The 26,518-nt window shown below is 64.0% G+C and carries 21 protein-coding genes, 2 tRNA genes, 2 rRNA genes and 1 riboswitch (1 of these 26 running past the window's edge); of the genes, 12 read left to right on the top strand and 13 right to left on the bottom strand.

The features are described from left to right. From PMN64_RS02490 to PMN64_RS02475, 4 genes are all read right to left on the bottom strand, one after another. Window positions 1–845 (bottom strand): 23S ribosomal RNA (locus PMN64_RS02490); it reaches 2,001 nt to the left of the window's first position. Window positions 846–1,257: 412 nt separating this feature from the next. Continuing rightward, window positions 1,258–1,333, bottom strand: a tRNA-Ala gene (locus tag PMN64_RS02485). Window positions 1,334–1,368: 35 nt separating this feature from the next. Continuing rightward, window positions 1,369–1,445, bottom strand: a tRNA-Ile gene (locus PMN64_RS02480). 210 nt (window positions 1,446–1,655) lie between these two features. Then, window positions 1,656–3,146: ribosomal RNA gene (locus PMN64_RS02475) — 16S ribosomal RNA — on the bottom strand. Together the 16S and 23S rRNA genes with 2 tRNA genes alongside form the textbook arrangement of a ribosomal RNA operon. A 1,009-nt stretch (window positions 3,147–4,155) precedes the next feature. Here PMN64_RS02475 and PMN64_RS02470 point away from each other — a divergent pair. The 3 genes from PMN64_RS02470 to PMN64_RS02460 all read left to right on the top strand — a co-directional run bounded on the left by PMN64_RS02470 (window position 4,156) and on the right by PMN64_RS02460 (window position 7,047). Next, window positions 4,156–6,219 (top strand): M23 family metallopeptidase, encoded by a 2,064-nt coding sequence (locus PMN64_RS02470; RefSeq protein WP_411779598.1) that lies wholly within the window; start codon window positions 4,156–4,158, stop codon window positions 6,217–6,219. A 104-nt stretch (window positions 6,220–6,323) separates the two neighbouring features. Beyond that, a complete protein-coding gene (locus tag PMN64_RS02465; RefSeq protein ID WP_304497324.1) occupies window positions 6,324–6,686 on the top strand; it encodes an SPW repeat protein in 363 nt (120 codons plus the stop codon). A gap of 94 nt (window positions 6,687–6,780) precedes the next feature. After that, window positions 6,781–7,047: a hypothetical protein gene (locus tag PMN64_RS02460; RefSeq protein WP_038385289.1), complete on the top strand. Its 267-nt coding sequence runs from the start codon at window positions 6,781–6,783 to the stop codon at window positions 7,045–7,047. 55 nt (window positions 7,048–7,102) lie between these two features. On the opposite strand, the gene clpB is transcribed toward PMN64_RS02460, so the two are convergent. Both clpB and PMN64_RS02450 read right to left on the bottom strand, forming a co-directional pair. Then, window positions 7,103–9,754 carry an ATP-dependent chaperone ClpB gene (gene clpB / locus PMN64_RS02455; RefSeq protein WP_411779597.1) on the bottom strand — a complete coding sequence of 884 codons (2,652 nt, stop codon included), beginning with the start codon at window positions 9,752–9,754 and terminating at the stop codon, window positions 7,103–7,105. 191 nt (window positions 9,755–9,945) lie between these two features. After that, window positions 9,946–10,509 carry a helix-turn-helix domain-containing protein gene (locus PMN64_RS02450; protein WP_411779596.1) on the bottom strand — a complete coding sequence of 188 codons (564 nt, stop codon included), beginning with the start codon at window positions 10,507–10,509 and terminating at the stop codon, window positions 9,946–9,948. A gap of 57 nt (window positions 10,510–10,566) precedes the next feature. Between PMN64_RS02450 and PMN64_RS02445 the strand changes: the two genes are divergently transcribed. After that, the gene (locus PMN64_RS02445; protein ID WP_411779595.1) at window positions 10,567–11,082 is read left to right on the top strand and encodes an N-acetyltransferase family protein; all 516 of its coding nucleotides are present in this window, start codon (window positions 10,567–10,569) and stop codon (window positions 11,080–11,082) included. 55 nt (window positions 11,083–11,137) lie between these two features. After that, on the top strand, window positions 11,138–11,929 hold the full coding sequence (locus PMN64_RS02440) for an MOSC domain-containing protein (RefSeq protein ID WP_411779594.1): 792 nt from the start codon (window positions 11,138–11,140) through the stop codon (window positions 11,927–11,929). A gap of 42 nt (window positions 11,930–11,971) precedes the next feature. Here the strand turns inward: PMN64_RS02440 and PMN64_RS02435 are convergent, their stop codons facing one another. Beyond that, complete coding sequence (locus PMN64_RS02435) at window positions 11,972–12,637, bottom strand: TIGR02594 family protein (protein ID WP_411779593.1); 666 nt, start codon at window positions 12,635–12,637, stop codon at window positions 11,972–11,974. A gap of 233 nt (window positions 12,638–12,870) precedes the next feature. Here PMN64_RS02435 and PMN64_RS02430 point away from each other — a divergent pair, with 233 nt between their 5' ends. Then, window positions 12,871–13,743 (top strand): alpha/beta fold hydrolase, encoded by an 873-nt coding sequence (locus PMN64_RS02430; RefSeq protein ID WP_411779592.1) that lies wholly within the window; start codon window positions 12,871–12,873, stop codon window positions 13,741–13,743. Window positions 13,744–13,834: 91 nt separating this feature from the next. Here PMN64_RS02430 and metW read toward each other — a convergent pair whose 3' ends face one another. Further along, on the bottom strand, window positions 13,835–14,500 hold the full coding sequence (gene metW, locus PMN64_RS02425; protein ID WP_057017864.1) for a methionine biosynthesis protein MetW: 666 nt from the start codon (window positions 14,498–14,500) through the stop codon (window positions 13,835–13,837). Then, window positions 14,497–15,702, bottom strand: coding sequence for a homoserine O-acetyltransferase MetX (metX, locus tag PMN64_RS02420; RefSeq protein ID WP_411779591.1), 1,206 nt, complete (start codon window positions 15,700–15,702; stop codon window positions 14,497–14,499). The genes metW and metX overlap by 4 nt, the downstream gene beginning before the upstream one ends. An 85-nt stretch (window positions 15,703–15,787) precedes the next feature. Beyond that, a riboswitch (SAM riboswitch) is annotated at window positions 15,788–15,867 on the bottom strand. A gap of 174 nt (window positions 15,868–16,041) precedes the next feature. Here metX and PMN64_RS02415 point away from each other — a divergent pair. The 5 genes from PMN64_RS02415 to PMN64_RS02395 all read left to right on the top strand — a co-directional run bounded on the left by PMN64_RS02415 (window position 16,042) and on the right by PMN64_RS02395 (window position 20,622). Continuing rightward, on the top strand, window positions 16,042–16,890 hold the full coding sequence (locus tag PMN64_RS02415) for a chorismate mutase (RefSeq protein ID WP_411779590.1): 849 nt from the start codon (window positions 16,042–16,044) through the stop codon (window positions 16,888–16,890). Window positions 16,891–16,989: 99 nt separating this feature from the next. Further along, window positions 16,990–18,087 (top strand): histidinol-phosphate transaminase, encoded by a 1,098-nt coding sequence (gene hisC / locus PMN64_RS02410; protein WP_411779589.1) that lies wholly within the window; start codon window positions 16,990–16,992, stop codon window positions 18,085–18,087. A gap of 4 nt (window positions 18,088–18,091) precedes the next feature. Then, window positions 18,092–19,024, top strand: coding sequence for a prephenate/arogenate dehydrogenase family protein (locus PMN64_RS02405; RefSeq protein WP_411779588.1), 933 nt, complete (start codon window positions 18,092–18,094; stop codon window positions 19,022–19,024). Between the two features lie 90 nt (window positions 19,025–19,114). Beyond that, the gene (locus PMN64_RS02400) at window positions 19,115–19,549 is read left to right on the top strand and encodes a VOC family protein (RefSeq protein WP_411779587.1); all 435 of its coding nucleotides are present in this window, start codon (window positions 19,115–19,117) and stop codon (window positions 19,547–19,549) included. A 221-nt stretch (window positions 19,550–19,770) separates the two neighbouring features. Then, window positions 19,771–20,622 (top strand): hypothetical protein, encoded by an 852-nt coding sequence (locus tag PMN64_RS02395; RefSeq protein WP_411779586.1) that lies wholly within the window; start codon window positions 19,771–19,773, stop codon window positions 20,620–20,622. Window positions 20,623–20,657: 35 nt separating this feature from the next. Here PMN64_RS02395 and PMN64_RS02390 read toward each other — a convergent pair whose 3' ends face one another. The 4 genes from PMN64_RS02390 to PMN64_RS02375 form a co-directional block, all read right to left on the bottom strand. Continuing rightward, window positions 20,658–21,647, bottom strand: a complete 990-nt coding sequence (locus tag PMN64_RS02390) for a Bug family tripartite tricarboxylate transporter substrate binding protein (protein ID WP_411779585.1) — start codon at window positions 21,645–21,647, stop codon at window positions 20,658–20,660. Window positions 21,648–21,954: 307 nt separating this feature from the next. Next, window positions 21,955–22,455, bottom strand: a complete 501-nt coding sequence (locus PMN64_RS02385) for a hypothetical protein (RefSeq protein WP_411779584.1) — start codon at window positions 22,453–22,455, stop codon at window positions 21,955–21,957. A gap of 221 nt (window positions 22,456–22,676) precedes the next feature. Beyond that, window positions 22,677–24,245, bottom strand: a complete 1,569-nt coding sequence (locus PMN64_RS02380) for a hypothetical protein (protein WP_411779583.1) — start codon at window positions 24,243–24,245, stop codon at window positions 22,677–22,679. A 290-nt stretch (window positions 24,246–24,535) separates the two neighbouring features. After that, the gene (locus tag PMN64_RS02375) at window positions 24,536–25,723 is read right to left on the bottom strand and encodes a DUF2125 domain-containing protein (RefSeq protein WP_411779582.1); all 1,188 of its coding nucleotides are present in this window, start codon (window positions 25,721–25,723) and stop codon (window positions 24,536–24,538) included. A gap of 164 nt (window positions 25,724–25,887) precedes the next feature. Here PMN64_RS02375 and PMN64_RS02370 point away from each other — a divergent pair, with 164 nt between their 5' ends. Continuing rightward, the gene (locus PMN64_RS02370; protein WP_411779581.1) at window positions 25,888–26,493 is read left to right on the top strand and encodes a gamma-glutamylcyclotransferase; all 606 of its coding nucleotides are present in this window, start codon (window positions 25,888–25,890) and stop codon (window positions 26,491–26,493) included. The last annotated feature ends 25 nt before the right edge of the window (window positions 26,494–26,518 follow it).

The raw sequence follows: 26,518 nt of genomic DNA, 5'->3' as shown, positions 1-26,518 counted from the left end.
CATCGGAGTCTTTTTCAACAGACACCCGTTCGGTCCTCCAGTGAGTGTTACCTCACCTTCAACCTGCTCATGGCTAGATCACTAGGTTTCGGGTCTAATACAACGAACTTGACGCCCTATTCAGACTCGCTTTCGCTACGCCTTCGCCTATCGGCTTAAGCTTGCTCGTTAAATTAAGTCGCTGGCCCATAATACAAAAGGTACGACGTCACCCAGAACGTATCTTGGGCTCCGTCTGTTTGTAGGTGTCCGGTTTCAGGTCTATTTCACTCCCCTCGTCGGGGTGCTTTTCACCTTTCCCTCACGGTACTGGTTCACTATCGGTCGCTGAGGAGTACTTAGGCTTGGAGGGTGGTCCCCCCGTGTTCAGACAGGATTACACGTGTCCCGCCTTACTCGTGGATACATCATCGCATTACTCGTACGGGGCTATCACCCTCTGAGGCCCTGCTTTCCTGACAGGTTCCGATTGTCTTTGATGTATCACTGGCCTGGTCCGCGTTCGCTCGCCACTACTAACGGAGTCTCGATTGATGTCCTTTCCTCCAGGTACTTAGATGTTTCAGTTCCCTGGGTTTGCTTAAAACCTCCTATTTTATTCGGAGGTCTCATACCTTCTCTTGATAACCGGAAATCCAAAACCTCGCGGTTTGATTTCTCGCATTTCTGGTCGAACCCCAACACACAAGGTCTTGGAGTTCCGGCTATCGAAGGTGGGTTTCCCCATTCGGAAATCCGCGGATCAAAGCTTCTTCGCAGCTCCCCACGGCTTATCGCAGCGTAGCACGTCCTTCATCGCCTCTCAGCGCCAAGGCATCCACCGAACACCCTTAAGGCACTTGATTGCTCTCATTATCAATGTCCACACACTCGGCAGAATGTTGTCCGCACAACTGCCCGAGGACCGAAGTCCCAGGCACGCATCCTCGATGAATGCGATTGCGCAGCCGGACATTGACTAGAAAGACCAGCTTGCTTCGTAAGATCGGCCCGATAGCGAGGCGGTCAAGCTTCGCTAAAAAGATCGTTTTACAACTCGCTCATCTCACTCATCTTGCGATGAGTCGATGCGCGAGCGCCGAAAACGATCTGGAGATTATGAATGGTACCCGCGAATTGCTTCGCAGATCCAAACTCGGATCGATCTCCTCTTTACGATGTCAGAAAACACGCACGTCACCGTCCATCCGGACCAATGAGTGCGAAGTGATGTTTCGCGAACGATTGAACGAGGCATTCTCGAGCTTCAATTCCATCTGGTGGAGCCAGACGGGATCGAACCGACGACCTCATGCTTGCAAAGCACGCGCTCTCCCAGCTGAGCTATGGCCCCGTACCAGAAGACGAATGCTCCGCACTCGATCAAAATGGTGGGCCTGGGAAGACTTGAACTTCCGACCTCACGCTTATCAAGCGCGCGCTCTAACCAACTGAGCTACAAGCCCCTAACACGAGAGACATGCCGGCGCGCACCCGACCTGAAGTCGATGCACCGCACAGCGCTCAGCCCCTGGCGCGTGTTCGTCCGCGAAGAAAGAGAAACGAAGACGGCGAAATCCCGCCAATGGAGCTCAACAATCCTGAAACTGTTGGCCCCTGAATGTTTCTAAAACGGTTCGATAGTGAGCGTGAGCTCGCTGAAGAACCATCCTTAGAAAGGAGGTGATCCAGCCGCAGGTTCCCCTACGGCTACCTTGTTACGACTTCACCCCAGTCGCTGACCCTACCGTGGCCGGCTGCCTCCCTTGCGGGTTAGCGCACCGTCTTCAGGTAAAACCAACTCCCATGGTGTGACGGGCGGTGTGTACAAGGCCCGGGAACGTATTCACCGTGGCGTGCTGATCCACGATTACTAGCGATTCCAACTTCATGGGCTCGAGTTGCAGAGCCCAATCCGAACTGAGACGGCTTTTTGAGATTTGCGAAGGGTCGCCCCTTAGCATCCCATTGTCACCGCCATTGTAGCACGTGTGTAGCCCAGCCCGTAAGGGCCATGAGGACTTGACGTCATCCCCACCTTCCTCGCGGCTTATCACCGGCAGTCTCCTTAGAGTGCTCAACTAAATGGTAGCAACTAAGGACGGGGGTTGCGCTCGTTGCGGGACTTAACCCAACATCTCACGACACGAGCTGACGACAGCCATGCAGCACCTGTCTCCGGTCCAGCCGAACTGAAGAACTCCGTCTCTGGAGTCCGCGACCGGGATGTCAAGGGCTGGTAAGGTTCTGCGCGTTGCGTCGAATTAAACCACATGCTCCACCGCTTGTGCGGGCCCCCGTCAATTCCTTTGAGTTTTAATCTTGCGACCGTACTCCCCAGGCGGAATGCTTAAAGCGTTAGCTGCGCCACTAGTGAGTAAACCCACTAACGGCTGGCATTCATCGTTTACGGCGTGGACTACCAGGGTATCTAATCCTGTTTGCTCCCCACGCTTTCGTGCCTCAGCGTCAGTATCGGGCCAGTGAGCCGCCTTCGCCACTGGTGTTCTTGCGAATATCTACGAATTTCACCTCTACACTCGCAGTTCCACTCACCTCTCCCGAACTCAAGATCTTCAGTATCAAAGGCAGTTCTGGAGTTGAGCTCCAGGATTTCACCCCTGACTTAAAGACCCGCCTACGCACCCTTTACGCCCAGTGATTCCGAGCAACGCTAGCCCCCTTCGTATTACCGCGGCTGCTGGCACGAAGTTAGCCGGGGCTTATTCTTGCGGTACCGTCATTATCTTCCCGCACAAAAGAGCTTTACAACCCTAGGGCCTTCATCACTCACGCGGCATGGCTGGATCAGGCTTGCGCCCATTGTCCAATATTCCCCACTGCTGCCTCCCGTAGGAGTTTGGGCCGTGTCTCAGTCCCAATGTGGCTGATCATCCTCTCAGACCAGCTACTGATCGTCGCCTTGGTGAGCCATTACCTCACCAACTAGCTAATCAGACGCGGGCCGATCTTTCGGCGATAAATCTTTCCCCGTAAGGGCTTATCCGGTATTAGCTGAAGTTTCCCTCAGTTGTTCCGAACCAAAAGGTACGTTCCCACGCGTTACTCACCCGTCTGCCGCTGACATATTGCTATGCCCGCTCGACTTGCATGTGTTAAGCCTGCCGCCAGCGTTCGCTCTGAGCCAGGATCAAACTCTCAAGTTGGACTTGAACTTTGAACCGGCTGATCACAACGTTTGACGAGGTCCCACCATTCTTCACCGGCCGAAACCGGTAAGCTGCTGACGATTCACATCGTGTGCAGCGATGGTGTAACCTTTAAAACGTGTACCGCCGAAGTCTTTCGTCCACCCTCAGAAAGTCGAAAGCCGAAGCTTTCAAGTATTCCGAGAGACGCAAGGACTCCGCCGTCCACGTTTCTCTTTCTTCATCTTTACTTGTCAAACAGCCCGGGATCCGGCGATCCCACACCCTTAGAGGGTGGTTCTACCCTTCACCGACCGACGATGAACCCCAACCGATTGATGTCGGTTGTTGTGTCACTCATCTAAGTGAGGAGCATCAGAGGCGCGTTCGCTCGCCTTGGTCAGTGACCCGGCGGCGCCGCGCTCAGTGGTTGGTTTATAGTCCCCACCCCTCGGGATTGTCAACGGCCATTGTCAACAAATCGTCGCACGCCCAAATCGCTTGTGCAGTGCGAAGAAATTCTCGTGCTTTCCGTGGCTTAGGTCGGAGGTAAAAATTCGTCACCCAGCCCTCACCGCAAAAAACTTCAAAAAAAGTTTGTCGCCGAGGAGCCCGCGAGGCTCTCCAAAATGGGTTCCAACCGCCCCCGGGCCGGGCGGCGGGCATCGACCTGCTTTCAGGGCAGCTTTTCCACCTCAAATGCCGCACTTGAGCCACAATCCTGCGACGTTCTGGCTATAACGAATGCATTGAACCGCTCGTAACCTGTGGGGGCACGGGTGGTTTTTCTGGGGGACCAGGCGATTTTCTCCAAGAACCCGTCGCCTCTTCTCCTTCGCGGTCGAGCAACATCGAGAGATCTGCACACCATTGACGTTCGAGATCGCGGCTAGCTAATGGCCATCGGCTTCTCGAATTCGATGCGTGTGGCTCGCCACACTGCCGAGATTCCTCGTCACGGGATCAAGGTGGGGACAAGGACGAGCAAAGGTCGATCGCAGTTGCTGGAATTTGGGGGGATGCAGGGTTGAGCCAACGGGCGTCACGCGGAAGCGGCATTGGGCGCGAGACCGGGATGATTGATCTCGGTCACGAACCGCCGCTTTCGGTCGACGGCACCGAGGCTGCGGTGATCGATCGCCGCCGTGTCTCCGTTCAATGGTTCAGCGGCACCATTTTGACTGGTCTATGTGGCGCGGCCCTGATCGGCGGCGCCGTTTTTGCGTCGCTCGACGGCGAGATGACCTTCGCCAAGGTGCCGGAGCGCGTCGAAGGCGCGCTGCGCGGCGCGTTCACCGGCAATGATCGCGTCGTCAGCCTGCACAAGGGCGACCGCCTGCCGCCGCCCAGCGAATCCTCCGCTTCCCGCAGCCTGGTGCGCGTGTCGACCGTGACCCGCGTCGGCAATCGCGACGTGATGCGGGTGCGGCCCTTCATCCGCATTTCCGGCAATCTCTCGATGACCACGAGCGATCTGTCGGCCAAAATACCGGCATTCAACGCGCAGCGTCTGCTGACCGATGTCGGCTCCGACACGCCGGCGGCGGCCGAGGATCCGAATGCCGCGGCTGAGCCCGACGCCGAGGTCTCGTTCGTCACCAAGGATCTCGGCTCCGTACTGCCGAAGGCCAAGCTCGCGGCCGTCGTCGCGCTCGACGACGTGCTGATGCGAGTCCGCGACGCCGCCAACTGGCGCGGCTCCGGCGGCTCGGTGCGCTACGCTTCACTCGCCAACGCCGCAGCTGACGCGAGTGGCGCCGGTCCCGATATGAGGATGGCCTACGCCACCGAGGGCAACACCTCCGATCCCTATGCCGGCTTCGAGACCCGCGTGGTGCCGGAAAACGTCACCCTGCTGCCGAAGACCAAAGAGCAGGTCACCGGCGGCAATCCGGTCGGCGAACGGGTTCACCTCGTCAAGAAGGGCGACAGCATCACTTCGATCCTGCGCGATCAGGGCGCAACGCCCGACGAGGCGAAGGCGATCGCCGCAACGCTCGGTCCGCGCGGCCGCGAGGGCGGCCTGAAGGAAGGCCAGAAGGTACGAATCCTGATGGCGCCGGCCGCTCCCGGACCGAATGTCAGGCTGCAGCCCTATCGCGTGATCGTCGCCAACGAATCCATTATCGAGGCCGTCGCTGCGCTGTCCGATCTCGGCAAATACGTTGCCGTCGACGTGCAGAGCATGAACACCGTCACCGAGACCGCCGACAATTCCAGCGACGATGACGAGGATGATGGCAGCGGCGTGCGGCTCTATCAGAGCATTTACGAGACCGCGCTGCGCAACAAGGTGCCGCCGACCGTCATCGAAGACATGGTCAAGATCTACTCCTATGACGTCGATTTCCAGCGCAAGGTCCAGCCCGGCGACTCGTTCGACGTGTTCTTTGCCGGCGAGGACGAGGGCGTCACCAGCACCGAAAAGACCGAAGTGCTCTACGCCGCGCTGACCGTGGGCGGCGAAACCAAGAAATACTACCGATTCCAGAGCTCGGACGACGGCCTCGTCGACTACTATGACGAGACCGGCAAGAGCGCGAAGAAGTTCCTGGTGCGCAAGCCGGTCAACAACGCGATCATGCGTTCGGGCTTCGGCGGCCGCCGCCATCCGATCCTCGGCTATGTGAAGATGCACACCGGCGTCGACTGGGCCACCGCCTACGGCACGCCGATCTTCGCGTCCGGCAACGGCGTGCTCGAGAAGGTCGGATACGAGGGCGGTTACGGCAAATATATCCGCATGAAGCATGCCAATGGCTATGAGACGGCCTACGGTCACATGTCGGCCTTCGCCAAGGGCATGGAGATCGGCAAGAAGGTGCGGCAGGGCCAGGTGATCGGCTTCGTCGGCTCGACCGGCCAGTCGACCGGCCCGCACGTCCACTACGAAATCCTGGTCAACGGCCGATTCGTCGACCCGATGCGCGTGAAGCTGCCGCGCGGCCGTTCGCTCGAAGGCCCGATGCTGGCGAACTTCGAGAAGGAGCGCGACCGGATCGAGGCCCAGATGTCCAGCCGCGGCAGCTCGCGAATCGTCTCGGACGCCACCAGTTCCACGTCGCAGACCCGCGCCATCACCAACCGCTGATGATGCGATGGGGCGCCAGTTCCATCAGATTTCGCCTGTGAGATGGGAACCCGAACGGCGACCATCCAGTTGATTCGTCAGTGAAACCTCCAATGGAGGGTGTCATGGAGAACTGGACGAACGCAAAACTGTGCGATGTCGCCAACCTGATCCTCGGCGCGATTCTCTTCCTATCGCCGTGGCTGTTCAAGTTCGACGCCGGAACGGTTTCCACCAACGCCTACATCGTCGGCCTCGCGATGGCGGTCCTTGCGATCGCCGCGCTCGCGGCATTCGCCGTCTGGGAGGAGTGGCTGAACCTCATCGTCGGGCTTTGGGCGCTGGTCTCGCCCTGGGTCCTGGGTTTCCAGGGAATGACCACCGCGACGACCGTGCACGTGGTGATCGGCATCGCCGTCGCGGTCCTTGCGGCGATCGAGCTCTGGGCGATGTCCCAGCATCCGCCTCGGCTCACGACGCACAGCTGAGGCCTTGAACTGATCCATCCCTACCCGCTGGCGCGGATCGCCGGCGGGGAGGGTTTGGTTGCGCTCAACGAAGATATGCACAAGGATTTGCACCATGACCCAGCTCACCCGCGACGATGTGCTGAAGGCCGTCGGCCACACCGACGACGTCACGATTGCCAGGATCATTGCGTCGGGAGCAACCATCACCGAGCTTGCCGAGGCGCAGGCCTGGCTCGCCAATGACGAACCGCTGATCAATGCCGGCAGGCCGCTGGCCACCGGCCGTGCCCGCGAACTGGTCGATATCCTTTCCGAGCTCGAGTCCGCCGAGGACGACGAGCCCGCCAGCCCTTCGCCGCCGATCGTCCCGCAGGAGTGATTCGCAAATGAAGATCCTCCCCGCGACCTGCGGGGAGGATTCTGGTGTTGCGCCGTCAGTTCAGCTTGCGCCTCGAGACCGGGGCCTCGAACTGCACGATCTCGGCGGTCTTGGGCACCTGACCGTTGAAGGTCAGCACGTTGCCCTTCTCCGAGATCACGACGTGATCGCCGTCCTTGACCTCGCCGGCGAGGATCATCTCGGCCAGCGGATCCTGCACGCTGCGCTGGATCACCCGCTTCAGCGGGCGGGCGCCGTAAGCCGGATCCCAGCCCTTCTCCGCGAGCCAGTCCCGCGCCTTGGCGTCCAGCGTGAGCTCGATCTTGCGATCCTCGAGCAGCTTGGTCAGCCGCGCGAACTGGATCTCGACGATGCGGCCCATCTCGCTCTTCTGCAGGCGGTGGAACAGGATGATCTCGTCGATGCGGTTCAGGAATTCCGGCCTGAAATGCGCCCGCACGACGCCCATCACCTGATCGCGGACCGCCGCGGTGTCCTCGCCTTCCGGCTGATTCACCAGGAATTCCGAACCGAGGTTCGAGGTCATGATGATCAGCGTGTTGCGGAAGTCGACGGTGCGGCCCTGACCATCGGTCAGGCGGCCATCGTCGAGCACCTGCAACAGCACGTTGAAGACGTCGGGATGCGCCTTCTCGATCTCGTCGAACAGCACGACCTGGTAGGGCCGCCGCCGCACGGCTTCGGTCAGCGCACCGCCCTCATCGTAGCCGACATAGCCGGGAGGCGCGCCGATCAGCCGCGAGACCGAGTGCTTCTCCATGAACTCGGACATGTCGAGGCGGACCATCGCGGTCTCGTCGTTGAACAGGTCAGCGGCGAGCGCCTTGGTCAGCTCGGTCTTGCCGACGCCGGTGGGGCCCAAGAACATGAACGAGCCGGTCGGCCGGTTCGGATCCTGCAGGCCCGCGCGGGCACGGCGCACGGCGGTGGCCACCGCACGCACGGCTTCGGCCTGGCCGACGACACGCCTGGCGAGACTGTCCTCCATTTTCAGGAGCTTGTCCTTCTCGCCCTCGAGCATCTTGTCGACCGGCACGCCGGTCCAGCGCGAGACGACCTGCGCGATGTGGTTGGCGGTGACCGCCTCCTCCATCATCTCGCCGCCGTTCGGCTTGCTGTTCGCTTGCGCCTCGATATCGGCGAGCTTCTTTTCCAGCTCGGGAATCCGGCCATAGGCCAGCTCGCCCGCCTTCTGGAATTCGCCGCGACGCTGCGCATTGGCAAGCTCGACGCGGAGCGCATCGAGTTCGCTCTTCAGCTTCTGGGCATTGGAGAGCTTGTTCTTCTCCGCGCTCCAGCGCGCCGTCAGCGCCGTCGACCGCTCCTCCAACCCGGCGAGCTCCTTCTCCAGGGTCTGCAGGCGGCTCTTGGAGCCGGCATCGTTCTCCTTCTTCAGCGCCTCCTGCTCGATCTTCAGCCGGATGATGTCGCGATCCAGCGAATCGAGCTCTTCCGGCTTGGAATCGACCTGCATCTTCAGCCGCGCTGCCGCCTCGTCCATCAGGTCGATGGCCTTGTCGGGCAGGAAGCGGTCGGTGATGTAGCGGTTCGACAGCGTGGTCGCGGCCACCAGCGCGGAATCGGTGATTCGCACGCCGTGATGCTGCTCGTACTTGTCCTTCAGGCCGCGCAGGATCGAGATGGTGTCCTCGACCGTCGGCTCGCTGACATAGATCGGCTGGAACCGGCGGGCCAGCGCCGCATCCTTCTCGACATGCTTGCGGTACTCGTCGAGCGTGGTCGCACCGATACAGTGCAGCTCGCCGCGCGCGAGCGCCGGCTTCAACAGGTTGGACGCGTCCATCGCGCCGTCGGTCTTGCCGGCGCCGATCAGCGTGTGCATCTCGTCGATGAACAGGATGATGCCGCCCTCGGCGGTCGAGACCTCCTGCAGGACGGACTTCAGCCGCTCCTCGAACTCGCCGCGATATTTCGCGCCGGCGATCAGGGCGCCCATGTCGAGCGACAGCAGCTTCTTGTCCTTCAGGCTCTCCGGCACGTCGCCGTTGAGGATGCGCAGCGCCAGGCCCTCGACGATCGCGGTCTTGCCGACGCCGGGCTCACCGATCAGGACGGGATTGTTCTTGGTCCGCCGCGACAGCACCTGGATGGTACGGCGGATCTCCTCGTCGCGGCCGATCACCGGGTCGAGCTTGCCGTCGCGCGCAGCCTGGGTCAGGTCGCGGGCATATTTCTTCAGCGCGTCGTAAGCGTTCTCGGCGGTCGCACTATCAGCGGTGCGGCCCTTGCGCAGCGCTTCGATCGCCGCGTTCAGGTTCTGCGCCGTGACGCCGCCCTTGCTCAGGATGGAGGCGGCCTCGCTGCCCTTCTCGAGCGTGAGCCCGAGCAGCAGCCGCTCGACGGTGACAAAACTGTCGCCGGCCTTGTCGGCAGCCTTTTCCGCCGCATCGAAGGCACGCGCCAACTCCGGCGACAGGTAGACCTGCCCGGCACCATTGCCCGAGACCTTCGGCAGCTTGTTCAGCGCCTCTTCGGTCGCTTTCAGTATTGCTCTGGAATTACCGCCAGCACGGTCGATCAGACCGCCGGCGAGTCCCTCATTGTCGTCCAGCAGCACCTTCAACAGATGCAACGGCGAGAACTGCTGGTGACCGTCGCGCATTGCGAGCGATTGGGCAGACTGGATGAATCCGCGCGCGCGCTCGGTGTACTTCTCAATGTTCATTCGTTTTCCCTCGGCCTGCCGTCACCACCCATTCAGGCATGGTTCCGGCATCTTCATTGGGTTTCCGCGGGCCGCGTTGACGTTCCTCAACCAGCCTCTGGTCGTCGCCATCATTTTTCAGGCTTGCCGCAAATGTGGGCACTTGGTTCCAAAACGGAAGAGCCGCAGTCTGCGATTTCGCCCGATGAAGCTCAGCGCCGCACGATGGCGACAAGGTAGCGGCAAGGCTGAGCCGTTTCGTTACGGAAGACGATGTCCGACGGCGGACCAAGCTCGACGCGGTCGCCCGCAGCGAGCTCGTGGCGCTCCGCGCCTTCCATCAAAGTGAGGCGGCCGCTGATCACCCACACCACCTGGCGGACCAGGTGATAGGCGCTGGCGGGGAAGCCGGCCTCCTGCCTCGCGGGCAGCTCGATCTCCACCAGCTCCAGCGGATTGGCCGGATGCAGGAACACCTGCCGTCGCAGATAGGCCGCCTTCGGATCGCGCCAGACCGGCTGATCCTTGGCCCGCTGCAGGCGGGAGCTATGTGAGGCAACCTCGAACAGCGCGGCCATGGTCAGGCCATAGGCGGTGGCGATCCGCGACAGCGTCGCCGCCGTCGGGCTTGCCTCCGCCCGCTCGATCTTGCTCAGCATGGCCTTGGACACGCCGGCCCGCCCGGCGAGATCCGCCAGCGACCAGCCGCGGCCCTCCCGTTCGGCGCGAACCCGCCGCCCGAGAGCCTCATCGGCCTTGTCCTCTATAATTGACATATCATCTTATATAGTAGACGATGGGGTCCGTTCAAGAGGCCCGTCAAGGAACCACCGATGATTATCCGCCCCGCCACCGAGCAGGACATCCCGGCGATTACCGCGATCTTCAATGAGGCGGTCGCCAACTCGAATGCGATCTGGACGGAGAAGCAGGATTCCGACGCCGAGCGGCTGGCCTGGATGAACGCGCGGCAGGCGCTCGGCTATCCGGTGCTGGTGGCCGTCGAGGGGACGACGGTGCTCGGCTACGGCACATTCGGCGATTTCCGGGCCTTTCCGGGCTACCGCTACAGCGTCGAGCACAGCGTCTATATCCATGCCGATCATCGCGGCCGCGGCCTCGGCCGGATCATCGTCGACGAACTGATCGCCGCGGCCACCGCGCTCGGCAAGCACGTCATGATCGCCGGCATCGACGGCGGCAATCCGGCCTCGCTGCGGCTGCACGCGCAGGCCGGCTTCGTCGAGGTCGCCCGGATGCCGGAGGTCGGACGCAAGTTCGGCCGCTGGCTCGATCTCGTGTTCATGCAGCGCCTGCTGGACGCTCCTGGAGCGGCGCGCGCCGACTAGTACCTTCCCGCGGCCGGCAGTTCTCCTCGCCCGCCAAACAGGCTAGAGCGAGCGGATGGACAACGCACAGCCCTCCTCCGCCAGGATCACCGGCATCTACCGCTACCCCGTCAAGGGCCTCACGCCCGAGTCGCTGCCGCACGCAGAGCTCAAGGCCGGCGAGACGCTCCGCTCCGATCGCCGCTATGCGATCGAGAACGGCCCGAGCGGTTTCGATCCCTCGACGCCGAAGTGGTTGCCGAAGCCGCATTTCCTGATGCTGCAGCGGGACGAGTGGCTGGCGCCGCTGCGCGCCCAGTTCGACGATGACAGCCACGTGCTGACGCTGCGCCGGGATGGCGCGATGGTGGCCCAGGGCGACCTCGAGACCGCGGAAGGCCGCGCGGCCATCGAGCGCTATTTCGCCGACCGTCACACCGGCCAGATCAAGGGACCGCCCAAGGTGCTGGTCAGCCCGGGCCACAGTTTCTCCGACGTGCCGCGCAAGGTGGTCTCGATCATCAATCTGGCGAGCCTGCGGGCGATCGAGGAGACGGTGCAGGCGCCGGTCCATCCGCTGCGCTTCCGCGCCAATCTCTATGTCGAGGGCTGGCCGGCCTGGCATGAAGCCAGCCTGCTCGACCAGACCATCGCGATCGGCAGCGCGCGGGCCAGGGTGGTGAAGCGCATCACCCGCTGCGCCGCGGTCAATGTCGATCCCGATACCGGCGCGCGCGACCTCTCGGTGCCGAACACGCTGATGCAGCGCTTCGGCAACAATGAATGCGGCATCTATGCCGAGATCATCAGCGATGGCGGCGCCGCCGTCGGCGACACGATTGCCGCCGAGGGACCTGTCGCGTCGTAGGCCGGGCAAGGCGCGTACGCGCCCTGCCCCGCTTTCGACCGGTCAGTTGGTCGGCATCACATAGGCGTAGATCCGGCCGCGCGAGACCGGCGTCTCGCGGACGCGGTGGCCGCTGTTGCCCGAGATCATGGTCGGATTGCCCTTGGCATCGACGCCGGTGATGATGCCGACATGGCCGCCGCCGCGGCGGCTCATCACGGCGATGGCGCCGACCTGCGGTCCCGAAACGCGCGTGCCGTATTTGGCGAACGAGCTCGCCATGTCGGAGCCGGTGCCGCGATGGCCGGTGTGCTGCAGCACCATGTTCATGAAGCGCGCGCACCACAGGCTGGAGCGGTCGGTCGGATTACCGCCGAGATAGCGGCGCGCCTCGGCGACGATGCCGGACGAGCCGAAGCCGCCTGCCGCGCTGACGCCGCCGGTGTTGGGCACGGGGTCAGCGCTGCCGGGCAACGGCGCTGCGTTGGTTTCGACGATCCCGCCCGGCTGCGCGAGCGCGCGGCGCTCGGCGCGCGACAGCCGCGCGGTGTGCCGATAGTGATGACGGGCATAATGACGCGCGTGATGACCGGCATGGGCCGAATGCGCGTGACGTGAGTGGTGCGGACGGGCGGATGCCGGAGCAACGGAGATGACGGCGAGAGTGAGCGAACACAGAGCCAGCGCCAAAACACGAAGCGACCGGCGACACGCAAGCAACTGAACCATACTTCACTAGATCCTCTGTAACGCCCCCCAACTCCCCGTCGCGTTCCCGGGGGAACGCGACGGTGGTTTTGAAAATCGGGATGGCGCGAGGAAGATTTCATGCGGCGTTGCGGGAACAATTTCTGGGTCATTCCGCGATGATTCGATGACGAGAAAGGAACCGGAACTGCCGCATTGCGGCCCTGAAAATTAACTGCAAATCTGGGGGCGCGGCCAACGAGAGGAGAATTTCAATGCCCTACGCCACGACGAAAGATCATGTCCGCCTCCATTTCGAAGAGGCCGGCAGCGGAACCTCGATCATCTTCCTGCACGAGTTCGCCGCCGATCACACCAATTGGGAGCCGCAGATGCGCTACTTCGCGCGCGGCCACCGCTGCATCGCCTATTCGGCGCGCGGCTACACGCCGTCGGACGTGCCGCCGAGCGCCGACGTCTACACCTACCAGCACTTCTATACCGACGCGCTCGCGGTGCTCGACCATCTCGGCATCGCAAGGGCGCATTTCGTCGGGCTCTCGATGGGCTCCTATTCGTCGTTGCAGATCGCGCTCAATGCGCCGGAGCGCGCGCTGTCGATGACGCTGGCCGCCGTCGGCTCCGGCTCGAGCCTCGAGAATCTCGATGCCTTCCGCGCGCAGTGCCGTGCCAATGCCGAGCAATATGAGAGCATCGGCTCCGTCGAGGTCGCCAAGGTGACGCGCGAGGCGCCGAGCCGGATTCCGTTCCTGGTCAAGGATCCGCGCGGCCACGCCGACTTCTACGCCGCGCTCGCCCGCCACGACGCCAGGGGCTCGGCCAACACGATGCGCAGCTTCCAGGGCGGCAGGCCCTCGATCTACACCATGACCGACGCGATCAAGCGCGCCGCGACGCCGGCGCTGATCCTGTGCGGCGACGAGGACGACAATTGCATCGCCCCCAGCATGTTCCTAAAGCAGCATCTGCCGGCCGCCGGTCTCTCGTTCTTCCCGAAGTCGGGTCACGTGCTCAACCTCGAGGAGCCGGCGCTGTTCAACGAGATGGTCGAGCGCTTCATCGCGCTGGTCGAGGCCGGCCGCTGGCCGGTGCGCGATCCGCGGTCGCTGGTGGCGGCGCCGGTGTAGTCCTGTCATTCCGGGGCGATGCGCAGCATCGAACCCGGAATCTCGAGATTCCGGGTTCACGCTTCGCGTGCCCCGGAATGACGCCATGACGTCACTTCCCCTGCCCGCCCCGGCTGAGCAGGAACACGCCCTGCTCGCCGAACATGTTCCACACCCACCACGGCAGGTTGAGCGGCACCGGACGGCCGTAGAGATCGAGCGCCACCGCGCGCTCCATCTTGACGTTGATCTCTTCGCAGAGCTGCACGAAATCCTTGATGGTGCAGAAATGGATGTTCGAGGTGTCGTACCAGCTCGCCGGCAAATTCTCCGTGCGCGGCATGTGGCCTCCGATCAGGAGCTGCAGCCGCATCTTCCAGAACCCGAAATTCGGGAACGAGACGATGGCGCGCTGGCCGATCCGCAGCAGATTTTCCAGCACCACCTTGGGCTGCCGCGTCGCCTGCAAGGTCTGCGACAGGATCACGTAGTCGAACGCATCGTCGGGATAGTTGACGAGGTCGGTGTCGGCATCGCCCTGCACCACGGCGAGCCCCTTGGCGACGCAGCCGTTGACGCCCTCGCGCGACAGCTCGATGCCGCGGCCGTCGATGCCGCGGCTCTCCAACAGCTGCAACAGCTCGCCATCGCCGCAGCCGACATCGAGCACGCGCGAGCCCGGCCGCACCATGTCGGCGACCAGCAGATGATCGGTGCGATAGCCGCCGGTCCGCTCCGGCGCGATGCCCGGCAAGGGCAATGTCTGCTGCATGCTCATGGCTGGCCGTCGTCCTTCAATCCGCGCGCCTTGCCTGCGGCCAGCAGGAAAGCGCGGGAGATCTCGAGGAATTCCGGCACGTCGAGCAGAAAGGCGTCGTGCCCCTTGTCGGTCTCGATCTCGGCGAACGACACCCGCGCGCTCGACGCGTTCAGCGCATGCACCAGCGCGCGCGATTCCGCGGTCGGAAACAGCCAGTCGCTGGTGAACGACACCACGCAGAACCGCGTCTGGATGCCGGTGAACGCTTTCGCCAGCACGCCGTTGTGGTCGGCGGCGATGTCGAAATAGTCCATCGCGCGGGTCAGATAGAGATAGGAGTTGGCATCGAAGCGCTCGACAAAGGACGAGCCCTGGTAGCGCAGATAGCTCTCGACCTGGAAATCCGCGTCGAACGAGAAGGTCGGCAGCTCGCGGTCCTGCATCCGCCGTCCGAACTTGCGATGCAGCGCGGCGTCCGAGAGATAGGTGATGTGCGCGGCCATCCGCGCCACGGCCAATCCGCGGTGCGGATGGGTGTCCTCGTCGACATAGCGGCCGCCGCGCCAGTCCGGATCGGCCATCACGGCCTGGCGGCCGAGCTCGTGGAAGGCGATGTTCTGCGCCGAGTGGCGCGTCGAGCAGGCGATCGCGAGCGTCGAGAACACGCGCTCCGGATAGGCCGCGGTCCATTGCAGCACCTGCATGCCACCCATCGAACCGCCGACCACGCAGAACAGCGTCGTGATGCCGAGGCGATCGATCAGCATCGCCTGCGCGCGCACCATGTCGGGGATGGTGATGATCGGGAAATCGAGTCCCCACACCTTGCCGGTCGCTGGGTTCAGCGACGCAGGGCCGGTCGAGCCCATGCAGCCGCCGATCACATTGGAGCAGATGATGAAGTATTTATCGGGATCGATCGGCCGGCCGATGCCGACCATGGTCTCCCACCAGCCGGGCTTGCCGGTGACGGGATGGATGTTGTTGACATGCTGATCGCCGGTCAGCGCGTGGCAGACCAGGATCGCGTTGGAGCGGTCGGCATTGAGCTCGCCATAGGTCTGGTAGGCGATCTGGAACGGTGCGAGATCGACGCCGCAATCGAGCTTGAGCGGCTGGTCCATCCCGAACTTCGCCACCAGTGACGACGGATGGTCGGCCTCATGGGCGCGATCATCGCTCGGGGTTTGTGGGCTCGGTATCGGACGCACGTTGCTCATCTAGGCGACCCTGCCTCCGCGCGGGAGGGCTCGACGGACCTCAGGCCAATAAAAAACCCGGCCTGAACAAAGGTTCGGCCGGGAGCTGATAAGGTCCCCGGCCTGTTTAGCGAGTTGTTTAACGTGGCTGCAAGCCGGCCGGCTCAAATGACCACGGGACGCAGGGAACGTAGTCCCCATGCCCCCCGCCGTCAAGACAGCCCTGCCCACGGCCAATTGGTTAACCGAATGCGCAAGGCACGCCTGCGACGTTTCTCTTTGCTTTCGCTGCCCGTCTTTCCTAATCAGGGACCCTGTCCGACGCGGCAACGGGCCGCCCCGACGACAAGGTTTGAGAGCATGTCCAACCCACCCCCGTCGCCGCCCTCGCTGCAGGAGCTCCGCAAGGAGATCGATGCGATCGACGAGCAGGTTCACCGCCTGTTGATGGCGCGCGGCGACATCATCGACCGCCTGATCCAGGTCAAGAAGACCCAGGAGGTCGGCTCGGCGTTCCGCCCGGCGCGCGAAGCCAGCATGATGCGCGAGTTGGTGCGGCGTCATCGCGGCATCCTGCCGCTCGACACCATCGAGAGCATCTGGCGCGTCATCATCTCGACCTTCACCTATGTGCAGGCGCCGTTCGCGGTGCATGCCGATGTTTCCGTGGGCGAGTCGGCCATGCGCGACTCGGCGCGGTTTCACTTCGGCTTCGTGGTGCCTTACGTCTCGCATTTCAGCGCACAGGCCGCGGTCGAGGCGGTGGCGAAGTCGAAGGGCGACCTCGCGCTGGTCTCCGCGATCGCAAGCCGCACGCCGTGGTGGAATGCGCTCGAGGCCAGTGGCGCGCCGAAGATCATCGCGCGGTTGCCGTTCCTCGAACGCGCCGACCATCCCGCCGCGCTGCCGGTGTTCGTGATCTCGCGGGTCGCCGACGACGCCATGGTCACCGAAGTGCAGACCTGGAGCGTGCGCGTCTCCGGCTGGAACGCCGATGTCGCCCGCGCGCTTGCGCCGCTCGCCGAGATCGTCGCGGTCCCCGACACCGCCTTCGACGGCGCGGCGCTCCTGGTCTCGGTCACCGGCCACGATTTCGAGGCCATCAAGCTCGCCCTGATCAAGGCCGGCGCCTCGGTGCGCTCGTCGGCCCTCGTCGGCAGCCACGCAACGCGCTATACGGTGCCCTCTAACGGATCGGCCAGGACCTGAAGTAGGAGCCGGCCGCCCGTCCAGGTTTTTGTTTTGACGCGTTTTCTTCACGCGAACCGGTATCCACTTCGCTCGAAAACGCTCTGTTCGGAGTTGATGATGTCCCGCCCCGTGCCGAACCCCGGCATCCTCGATATTGCGCCCTACACGCCCGGCAAGAGCCCGGTGCCGGAACCGGGCCGCAAGGTGTTCAAGCTGTCCGCCAACGAGACGCCGTTCGGTCCGTCTCCGAAGGCGATCGCGGCCTACAAGGCCGCGGCTGACCATCTCGAGGACTATCCGGAGGGCACCTCGCGCGTGCTGCGCGAGGCGATCGGCCGCGCCTACGGGCTCGATCCCGACCGCATCATCTGCGGCGCCGGCTCCGACGAGATCCTCAATCTCTTGGCGCACACCTATCTCGCGCCCGGCGACGAGGCGATCTCGACCACCCACGGCTTCCTGGTCTACCCGATCGCCACCATGGCGAACGGCGCCAGGAACGTGATCGCGGCCGAGACCAATTTCACCGCCGACGTCGACGCCATTCTCAAGGTGGTGACGCCGCACACGAAGCTGGTCTGGCTCGCCAACCCGAACAACCCGACCGGCACCTACATCCCGTTCGACGAGGTCAAGCGGCTGCGCGCAGCGCTGCCGTCGCATGTGCTGCTGGTGCTCGATGCCGCCTATGCCGACTACGTCTCGCGCAACGACTACGAGCTCGGCATCGAGCTGGTCGCGACCACCGACAACACGGTGGTGACGCACACCTTCTCGAAGATCCACGGCCTTGCGGCGCTGCGGATCGGCTGGATGTTCGGGCCGGCGCATATCGTCGATGCCTGCAACCGCATCCGTGGTCCGTTCAACGTCACGACGCCGGCGATGCTGGCGGCGGTGGCGGCGATCGAGGACACGGCGCATGTGCAGATGTCGCGGACCCACACCGAACAATGGCGCAACTGGCTGACCGAGGAGATCGGCAAGCTCGGGCTGAAGGTGACGCCGAGCGTCGCCAATTTCGTGTTGATCCATTTCCCGACCGACAAGGGCAAGACCGCGGCGGAAGCCGACGCCTATCTCACACGGCGCGGCCTCGTGCTGCGCGCACTCAACAATTACAAGCTGCCGCATGCGCTGCGCATGACCATTGGGACCGAGGAGGCCAACCGCCTCGTGGTCGAGGGGCTGCGCGACTTCCTGGCCGGAAAGTGACATCGTGACCACCGCCCCGCTCTTCAAACGCATCGCGCTGATCGGCTTCGGCCTGATCGGCGGCTCGATCGCGCGCGGCGCGCGCGCGCAAGGCCTGGTCGGCGAGATCGTGACCACCGCGCGCTCGGATCAGACGCGTGCGCGCGTCGCCGAGCTCGGCATCGTCGATCGCGTCGTCGAGACCAATATCGAGGCGGTGAAGGATGCCGACCTCGTCATCCTCTGCATCCCGGTCGGCGCCTGCGGCCCGGTCGCCGCCGAGATCGCCAGCCATCTCAAGCCCGGCGCCATCATCTCCGACGTCGGCTCGGTGAAGGGCGCCGTCGTCAAGGACATGGCGCCGCATCTGCCTGACGGCGTCCACTTCGTCCCGGCGCATCCGGTGGCCGGCACCGAGCATTCGGGGCCGGATTCCGGCTTCGCCGAGCTGTTCATCAATCGCTGGTGCATCCTCACCCCACCCGAAGGCACCGATCCCGCGGCGACCGACCGATTGCGCGCGTTCTGGGCCGCGCTCGGCGCCAAGGTCGAGATCATGACGCCCGATCATCATGACCTCGTGCTCGCGATCACCAGCCATCTGCCGCATCTGATCGCCTACACCATCGTCGGCACCGCCGACGAGCTGGCGCAGGTGACGGAATCCGAGGTCATCAAATTCTCCGCCGGCGGCTTCCGCGACTTCACCCGCATCGCGGCCTCGGACCCGACGATGTGGCGCGACGTATTCCTCGCCAACAAGGACGCCGTGCTCGAGATGCTAGGCACCTTCAACGAGGATCTGTCGAAGCTGACCCGCGCGATCCGGCGCGGCGACGGCGAAGCGCTGTTCGACCACTTCACCCGCACCCGCGCCATCCGCCGTGGCATCGTCGAGACCGGCCAGGATTCCGCCGCGCCCGACTTCGGCCGGCCGCATGCGAATTTGAAGACGTAGGCGGGGCTCGGTCCGCCTACCGGCGGACGGAGCGAGCTGGTAGCCTCCAGCAGGAAAGCCGGCGCGTCACTGATGACAGGGAGCGATCAGATGATACTCAGTCCGGATCATGTGACGATCGCAGTGGCAGATGCTGGCCCGGCGATCGCGTTCTTCGCACTGCTTGGCTTCAGGAAGACTCACGTCGCGACCATCGACGGCGGCGTTCCCGCCCGGTATATGGGCATGCCGGCCATGAGAGCGCAGCACATCACCCTCGCACTCCAAGGAGCGGATTTCGAGATCCAGCTGCTCCAGTTCGACCCGCCCCCAGGGACCGATCCGGGGGTGCACCCGACCAATCTGCGAAAGCTGGGCTTCAATCACCTCGCCTTCCGCGTCGACGACATCGAGGCGGCCACCGCGCACCTGGTGGCCAACGGTGTCACCATGCTGAGCGACGAGATGGATTACATCAGCCGGAAGCTCCGGCTGTTCGAGGGCCCGGAGGGCATCACCTTCGAGTTGGTGGAGCGGGACGCCTGAGACTACGCTGGCCAGGACCTTTTGCATTGCCCCAAGGACAACTCGCAAGCCTGCCCCGATGTCGGCTTGCCGGTACCTCGCCCCATTATCACGAGACCTCAGGCGCGCTATCATCCGGCCATTCTTTGGACAAGACTGAAGCGAGTGCTGGAGGCTGATCGCCCCTGACGGATAGCCGAGTCGGTACTCTTGGGTGACATTGGACGGAAAGGGATACGTCAATGAACTCCACACCCACTCCGAATCCAGCTGGATCGAACGATAGCCTGAGCGCGCGCGCCGACGAAAGACTCGCGGAAGCCCAAAAGCAGATTGCGCGCGCCGATGAAGAACTCACGCGCTTGAGTGAACAGCTCGCAAGAATGGAGCGCGATGCCGCGTCCCGCCCTTCGGTGCAGCCAAACCCGCCCTCGGTCGGACCTAGCCCTGCTTCTTCCGGGCCGAGCCCCTCTTCTTCCGGACCTGCCTCGCAATCGCGACCCGGAAGACCGATATTCCGAGCCCTCACCGCCTTGTCGGTGGCAGCATGTATCGTTGTCGCTGCCCTGGCTTTGCAGTCGTCATATGGTGGGGAAGCCAAGCTGCTTGTCGCCCGTTGGGCGCCGCAGCTCGTTTCAACACCAGCTTTGCCGCCGGATGATCCGCAGCTTCCGGCGCAGCCCGCTCCACCGGCCGTTCAGGTCGCCGCGGCAGACACCGCTCCGCCCCAAGCGACGCCGTTGCCTCAGCCCGCACCACCGCAGGACGCCGCGCCGACAGCCAACACAGCCCTTCCCGACCAGACGCAGCTGCTGCAAACGATCGCACGCGACCTCGCGAATGTTGAGCGAAATATCGAGCAACTAAAGGCGAACCAGCAACAGATGGCCCGCGAGAACTCCAAAGCCATTGAGGAACTCAAGGCGAGCCAGGAAGAAATGAAACGGGCACTCGCGAAGGTTTCCGAGCCGAAGGCCTCACCGCCTCCGACACAGCCGGCTCCGGCCGTGCGCAAGCCCGAGCGGACGTCTATCCCGCCATACGCAAGGGCGCGACCTCGAATCCCAAGGGAGTGGTTCTACGACGAATGGTGACCGCCGATGCAGCCATCCTTCAGTTCCTGATCGCTTTAAGCCGGCGGCAGGCCGAGTGACTGCGCGGCCTCCATCCAGACCGGCAATTCGCGCTGATACAGCGCATTGCTGTCCTTGAAGCCGATCGCGGGCTCCAGCACGAAGGTCGCGAGCACCTCCTTCACCTTCGGATCGCTATTGGCGGCGACGCAAATCTCCGACAGCCGATCGACGATCGGCTGCGGCGTCGCCTTCGGCAGCGCCCAGCCCGAGAAGCCGCTCACGGTGAAGAACTTCGACGTCGCGCCCTGCTCGGGCAGCGTCCTGATCTCGGGGATCGCGTCGACCTTCTTCGAGTGAACTCCGAAGACGACGCCCCGGTTGCTCTGCAGCACGGTTTGCGCGGCGGTGTAGCTGCCCATCGCGACATCGAGCGTGCCTTCCGCAAGCCCGGTCCACATCGGCGCCTCGCCGCGATAATGGATCGGCTCGATGGTGAGGTCATACTGCTTGTTGAGCTCGTTGATCGTCATGTGCGGCGCGGAGCCCGCGCTGTAGGTGCCGAAATTCACCTTGCCGCTGCTGCGCGCATAGGCGACGAATTCCGCCAGTGTCTTGACGCCCAATTTCGGGCTCGCGACCAGCAGCAGCCCTGCGCCCGGGATCAGGCTGACCAGCGTCAGATCCTTGTCCATGTCGTAGCCGGGGTTCTTCATCATCGCGCGGTTCATCACGTAAGTGGTCGAGATCGAACACAGGATGGTGTGACCGTCAGGCGCGGCGCGCGCCACCTCGGCGGCGCCGATCGAGCCCGAGGCGCCCGCCTTGTTCTCGATGACGACGGTTTGCCCGACTTGCCTTGCGATGAATTCGCCGAAGGCCCGCGCCAGGAGATCAGTCTGCCCGCCGGCGGGGTAGCTGCAGATCATGCGGATTTGCCGCGAGGGCCAGGCGGCTTGCGCCGAAGCTCCGCATGACAGGAAGGGCATCGCGGCGGCCGCTGATCCGGCTGCGATGACGTGACGGCGGGTGAATTTCGCTGGCATTAAAGTCCCTCCCCGATTTTTTGGTGAGGGTATCGCATCGGCCGGTCGCAGCTACGGGACAGATTGGCGCAGCAGGGAAATGTGGCAGCGGAAGGCTGCGACGCACTGGTCGAGACAAGGCGCGCAATGGTGTCAGCCCCGTCATCCTGAGGTGCGAGCACAGCGGCGCAACTGCGCCGCTACGCGAGCCTCGAAGGATGCACGGCCGCAGCCGGGCCGCCGCCCTTCGAGGGCCGCCGAAGAGGCGGCCACCTCAGGGTGACGGAGTGAGAGCGCGATCGTTCGAATTCACTCGTCGCGACCGTGCTCACCGCCGCAACCGTTGATCCCGGATCGGCCCCGCCGATATCGCGGCGGCCTTCTGCGCCGGCCGCTGACGGCCGACGAGGCCGGCGGTCGCCAGCATGATGCCGCCACCGAACCACCAGGAGCCGATCACGAACTCCCAGGCGCGCGGCGGAATTTCGTCGAACACGATGCCGTAGACAGACACCAGCGCAGCCAGCGCGGCAAGGAAGATGCCGCCCGCGCTCATAAGCTCGACGGCATCAATGCGCCCCGTGCCGCGCATCGCGGGCTTGGGAATATCGATGCCGAGATAGAAACCGGCGGCGCCGATCACGATCGTCGTTGCGATGAAGATCAGCGTGCCGAAGACAGCGACATGGCCCTTGGCGAGCTGGGCGGCGACGAACGTGCCGGCCATGGCACCGGCCATCGCCAGGCCGGTCCGCTGCAGCACATGCGCGGCGCGGCTGACCATCATCAATTCGCGCGCGATCACGGCCCTCTGCTTCGGTCTGGTCATGATCCTCATCTGTAGCCTCCCTTTCCAGAAGCGGCATCGGTTCTGGCCGCATCGGAATCAATGTCCACCGCGCGCGAAGCCGTCCTGGTCACTACCGACTTCCCCTCATCCTGAGGAGCCCGCGCTTGCGGGCGTCTCGAAGGATGCAGGCCATGGACCGGGCCTCATGGTTCGAGACGCGCTTCGCGCTCCTCACCATGAGGGTCTTGCGACACGAAGCCCTAGAACGGGTAGTAGCGGATCTGGGTCATGACGATGTGGTCGTCGGTCTTCGGCGCGCCGCCGACACCCTGGAAGGCGAAGCGCTGGGTGTAGGAATATTGCGCGCCGGCCTTGATGGTGCCGTAGGAGCCCTTGAAGATCGTGTCGTAGAAGCCCGCGGTGTACTGCCTCACCTCCGAAGTGTTGCCGTTGCAGGTCGCGGCCGGCGAGTTCTCGATGTTGCAGCCGAGGTTGTTGTAGAGCGGATTGCCGTAGCCGAACGGCACCGTGCCGACATTGGAGAAGGTCGCCTTGGTCTTTTCGAGCCCGGCATAGGCGTAGAGATCGAGCGACGGCGTCGTGTGCCAGACCGAGCCGACCAGGAAGGCCGTGATCGGCAGCGGCTGGATCGAGCCGTCCTGGCGCACGGTCGCATCCGGGAATGGCGTTGCGGTGAAGCGGCCGAGCGCACCGTAAGAGGCGGAGGCCTGCACCTCGAGCAGCTTCGGCACGATCTCGGCCGAGAGATGGCCGCCGAAGCTCACCGTGTTGACGTCGTGATTGGCGAAGTTGAAGCGATCATAGAAGTCGCGGTAGAGCGCCCACGCCTCGACATGCAGCTTGTAGGGCCCGAGCCGCGGATCCCACGCGCCCTTCACGGTGAAATCCGGCACGTGGTTGAGGCTGACATTATTCAGGCTGTTGAAGAAGCTGCCGCCCGGGCCGGTGAGATTGACCAGCAGGTTCGGATTGAGCACGCCCTGCGGGCCGACCGCCGGCGTGCCGACCAGCGGGTTGTTGCCGCCGAAAAAGGATGTCTGCGGGTTCTCCGCCGAGACCGCGAGCTTGAACTCGGGCCCGATATCCTGCCAGACTCGGACGCCCGGTTGACGCGCGCCGAGGAAGCCCGGCACCAGTTCGAAATCGATCACGCCCGGCGTATCGGCGCCTCGCGGATCGATGCCCGCCTTGCTCGGCGTGTTCAGCGACCATGATTGGCCGGCGAGGACATGCAGGCCGAGATCGCTGCGGTCGATCTCGATGCTGGCCTGCCGCAGCCGCGGATTGAACGAGTTGGTCGCGACCGAATTGGCGGTCTGCGCCGCGCCCTCGAAATCGAGCTCGCCATAGCCGGCGACGTGGATGTTCTCCGTGGCGTTGGCTTCGGCGAGCACCGAGAAGCGGGTCTGGCGCGCGGTGAAGCGCGACTCGCCGGTGTTGTAGTTCTTGCTCTGCGGGAACGGGATGAAGTTGTAGACCGAGCCCGAGTCGGAGGCGAGGTTGCGGCTGCGATAGATGCCGGTGAGATCGACCCAGCCGCCGAAGGTGAAGGTGACGCCCTTGTAGCAGAGCTTGCCCGATGCGCAGGGATCGAACGGCACCGGCGCCTTCGCCGTCATCTGCGCGTTCTGAATTGCGCTCTGTCTTGCGGCCAGCGCCTCCTCCTTGCGCGCCTGCGTCTCCATTTTCTGCTCGAGCTGCTTGAGCCGTGCCTTCAACGCACGCAGCTCGGACGCATCGTCCTCCGCCAATACCGGACCCGCTGACAGCAGCACGCTGCCGAGCAGAATTCCCCCGAGAATTCGCATCGCTTCCTCCACACGAGGTTGTTTCCTCAGGCGAGAGAGAGCGGTACTCGGGGAGTGATATTCGCGCCGGGGCGCATTATTCCGGTCACGTTTTTCTCATCGCGGCGGCGGGAATAGATCGCGGTGATCGACGATAGCGCGCGCGAGAGGAGATAGTGAGCGGCCTTACCGGTAAGCTCTGTCATTGCGAGCGAAGCGAAGCAATCCATCGCGCGGCATATGCGGAGCCATGGATTGCTTCGTCGCTATCGCTCCTCGCAATGACGGATGTTTCCGCAGCGTCCATCCGCTCAGAACAGCGGCGGAATCTGCGCGACCTTCAGCGGCCCCAGGAACACCGCGCCGTCGGCGAAGCGCAGCGGGAAGCTGCGCGCCTTCTTGCCTTCGAGGGTGGCCTCGGTGCCGAGCGAATTGATGCCAGCGGAAATGCCGGCATTGGCGTTCTGCTTGATCACCTTGCCGAGGCCCGGGATGGCGCGATCCAGCGCGCCAAAGAGATTGCTGAGGTCCTGGCTCTTCACGCCGGGCGCGACGCGATCGAGCGTCGACTGCGGCACGCCTTCCTCCAGCATCTTGTCGATGCCGAGCGCGGGGATGACGCGCTCGAGGCCGGCGACCGTCATCTGCAATTCGCCCTCGATGCGACCCTGCGCGTTGAGGCGGAGCGTGCCGGCCGCGACCGACAGCACATCGCCCTGCTCGATCCGCGACTGCTGGATCTCGACGCTGCCGCCGGCGGCCTGGATCTCGCGGAAGCGATCGGGCCAGGGTTTTGGCGAGAAATCCTTCAGGCCGTTGAGCCGCGCATGGATGTCGGCGTTGAACGGCTGGGCCAGCAGCGGATGCACGTCCTGCAAGGTGCCGCCGGCAATCTGCAGCACGGTCTCGATCGCGGGACTGTCCGGCGCCGAGCCGTCGACCTGCCTGCCGTGCAACTCGATGTGATTGACCCGCGCCAGCGGCGCCGGCGCCGCGCCGCCGGTGCGGTCGATGGCGAGATCGTCGAACACCAGCGAGGCGCGCTGCGGCACCGCCGGCAGGCCGACGACGCTGCTGCGTCCCTTGCTCCAGCCCACCGACAGCGTCGGCTGTGCGCCGCGCTCGGCGATCGTGGCCGGGCCCTTGAATTCGGCGATCACGAGCTTGGGATCGTAGACCTGCGCCACGACCAGGATCTCGGCGAGCCGCGCCACGAACGCCATCTGCGGCGAGGCGGTCTGCGAGACCAGCATCACGCTCGGATCGGTGCAGCGGACCTCGAACCGGAACGGGTAGCCCGCCACCGAACGGTCGCCGCAATCATAGACCCGGCCGGCCTTCGCCTCCTGTGCACGCCAGGCATCGGCCTGCACGCCGACCTGCGAGGCGGCGAAGAACCAGAAGGCACTCCACAGCACCGCGGCGATCAGGACCGCGACGGGGACGGCATAAAGGCCGAAGCGCGAGCGGCGGCGGGGGGCGGAGGTCTGATCCGACATGCAGGTCCTTTGGCGGGCGAATTTGTCAAAATCTAAGCGGCCGCGAGCCTTGAACAAGCCCCGAGCAACCTTTGAGCGAGCCTTCAGCAAGCCTTCAGCAAGCCTTGGAAACATCACGGAATCTGCTTCGCTTCGACGGCCCGTTCTGCTAGCCCATCAGCGCGATGTCAGCAAATCCTCCCCAATCCGAAACCGACGGCGACCTCTGGGTGTTCGGCTATGGCTCGCTGATGTGGAAGCCGGGCTTCGAGTTCCTGGAACAGGTGCCGGCGCGGCTGATCGGCGAGCATCGCGCGCTCTGCGTCTATTCGTTCGACCACCGCGGCACGCCGGAGAAGCCGGGCCTGGTGCTCGGGCTCGACCGCGGCGGCGCCTGCCGCGGCATCGCATTCCGCGTCGCCGCCCGCCTGCGCCACGACACCATCGCCTATTTGCGCGGACGCGAGCAGACCACCAACGTCTATCGCGAGGTGATGCGCTCGGTGTGGCTGGAGAATGCGGCGCGCGAGCGCGTCTCTGCGCTGGCCTATGTGGTCGATCGCGGCCATGTGCAATATGCCGGGCGGCTGTCGCTCGCCGAGCAGCAGCGTCTGGTGCTGCAGGGCCATGGCCGCTCCGGCAACAACCGCGACTACGTGCTCTCGACGGTGGCCTCGATCGAGAGGCAGGGCTTTCGCGACACGCAGCTGCACCAGCTGGCGGCGATGCTGCATGACGCGGGCACGCTGCATCGGGATGCGCGCGCGGCTGACAGGCTCGATCCGGGCTGAGGCGCGGAACCTCGCTCGCGCATTT

This window comes from Bradyrhizobium sp. UFLA01-814 (assembly GCF_046718885.1).
GTDB lineage: Bacteria > Pseudomonadota > Alphaproteobacteria > Rhizobiales > Xanthobacteraceae > Bradyrhizobium > Bradyrhizobium elkanii.
Note: the sequence above shows the minus strand (reverse complement) of the source record. Positions and strands in the feature narration are given on the sequence as shown.

Coding starts and splice junctions, on each gene's coding strand:
- PMN64_RS02465 (WP_304497324.1), top strand. CDS start 6,324: ATGGAGAACTGGACGAACGCAAAACTGTGCGATGTCGCCAACCTGATC.
- PMN64_RS02460 (WP_038385289.1), top strand. CDS start 6,781: ATGACCCAGCTCACCCGCGACGATGTGCTGAAGGCCGTCGGCCACACC.
- clpB (WP_411779597.1), bottom strand. CDS start 9,754: ATGAACATTGAGAAGTACACCGAGCGCGCGCGCGGATTCATCCAGTCT.
- PMN64_RS02450 (WP_411779596.1), bottom strand. CDS start 10,509: ATGTCAATTATAGAGGACAAGGCCGATGAGGCTCTCGGGCGGCGGGTT.
- PMN64_RS02445 (WP_411779595.1), top strand. CDS start 10,567: ATGATTATCCGCCCCGCCACCGAGCAGGACATCCCGGCGATTACCGCG.
- PMN64_RS02440 (WP_411779594.1), top strand. CDS start 11,138: ATGGACAACGCACAGCCCTCCTCCGCCAGGATCACCGGCATCTACCGC.
- PMN64_RS02435 (WP_411779593.1), bottom strand. CDS start 12,637: ATGGTTCAGTTGCTTGCGTGTCGCCGGTCGCTTCGTGTTTTGGCGCTG.
- PMN64_RS02430 (WP_411779592.1), top strand. CDS start 12,871: ATGCCCTACGCCACGACGAAAGATCATGTCCGCCTCCATTTCGAAGAG.
- metW (WP_057017864.1), bottom strand. CDS start 14,500: ATGAGCATGCAGCAGACATTGCCCTTGCCGGGCATCGCGCCGGAGCGG.
- metX (WP_411779591.1), bottom strand. CDS start 15,702: ATGAGCAACGTGCGTCCGATACCGAGCCCACAAACCCCGAGCGATGAT.
- PMN64_RS02415 (WP_411779590.1), top strand. CDS start 16,042: ATGTCCAACCCACCCCCGTCGCCGCCCTCGCTGCAGGAGCTCCGCAAG.
- hisC (WP_411779589.1), top strand. CDS start 16,990: ATGTCCCGCCCCGTGCCGAACCCCGGCATCCTCGATATTGCGCCCTAC.
- PMN64_RS02400 (WP_411779587.1), top strand. CDS start 19,115: ATGATACTCAGTCCGGATCATGTGACGATCGCAGTGGCAGATGCTGGC.
- PMN64_RS02395 (WP_411779586.1), top strand. CDS start 19,771: ATGAACTCCACACCCACTCCGAATCCAGCTGGATCGAACGATAGCCTG.
- PMN64_RS02390 (WP_411779585.1), bottom strand. CDS start 21,647: ATGCCAGCGAAATTCACCCGCCGTCACGTCATCGCAGCCGGATCAGCG.
- PMN64_RS02385 (WP_411779584.1), bottom strand. CDS start 22,455: ATGACCAGACCGAAGCAGAGGGCCGTGATCGCGCGCGAATTGATGATG.
- PMN64_RS02380 (WP_411779583.1), bottom strand. CDS start 24,245: ATGCGAATTCTCGGGGGAATTCTGCTCGGCAGCGTGCTGCTGTCAGCG.
- PMN64_RS02375 (WP_411779582.1), bottom strand. CDS start 25,723: ATGTCGGATCAGACCTCCGCCCCCCGCCGCCGCTCGCGCTTCGGCCTT.
- PMN64_RS02370 (WP_411779581.1), top strand. CDS start 25,888: ATGTCAGCAAATCCTCCCCAATCCGAAACCGACGGCGACCTCTGGGTG.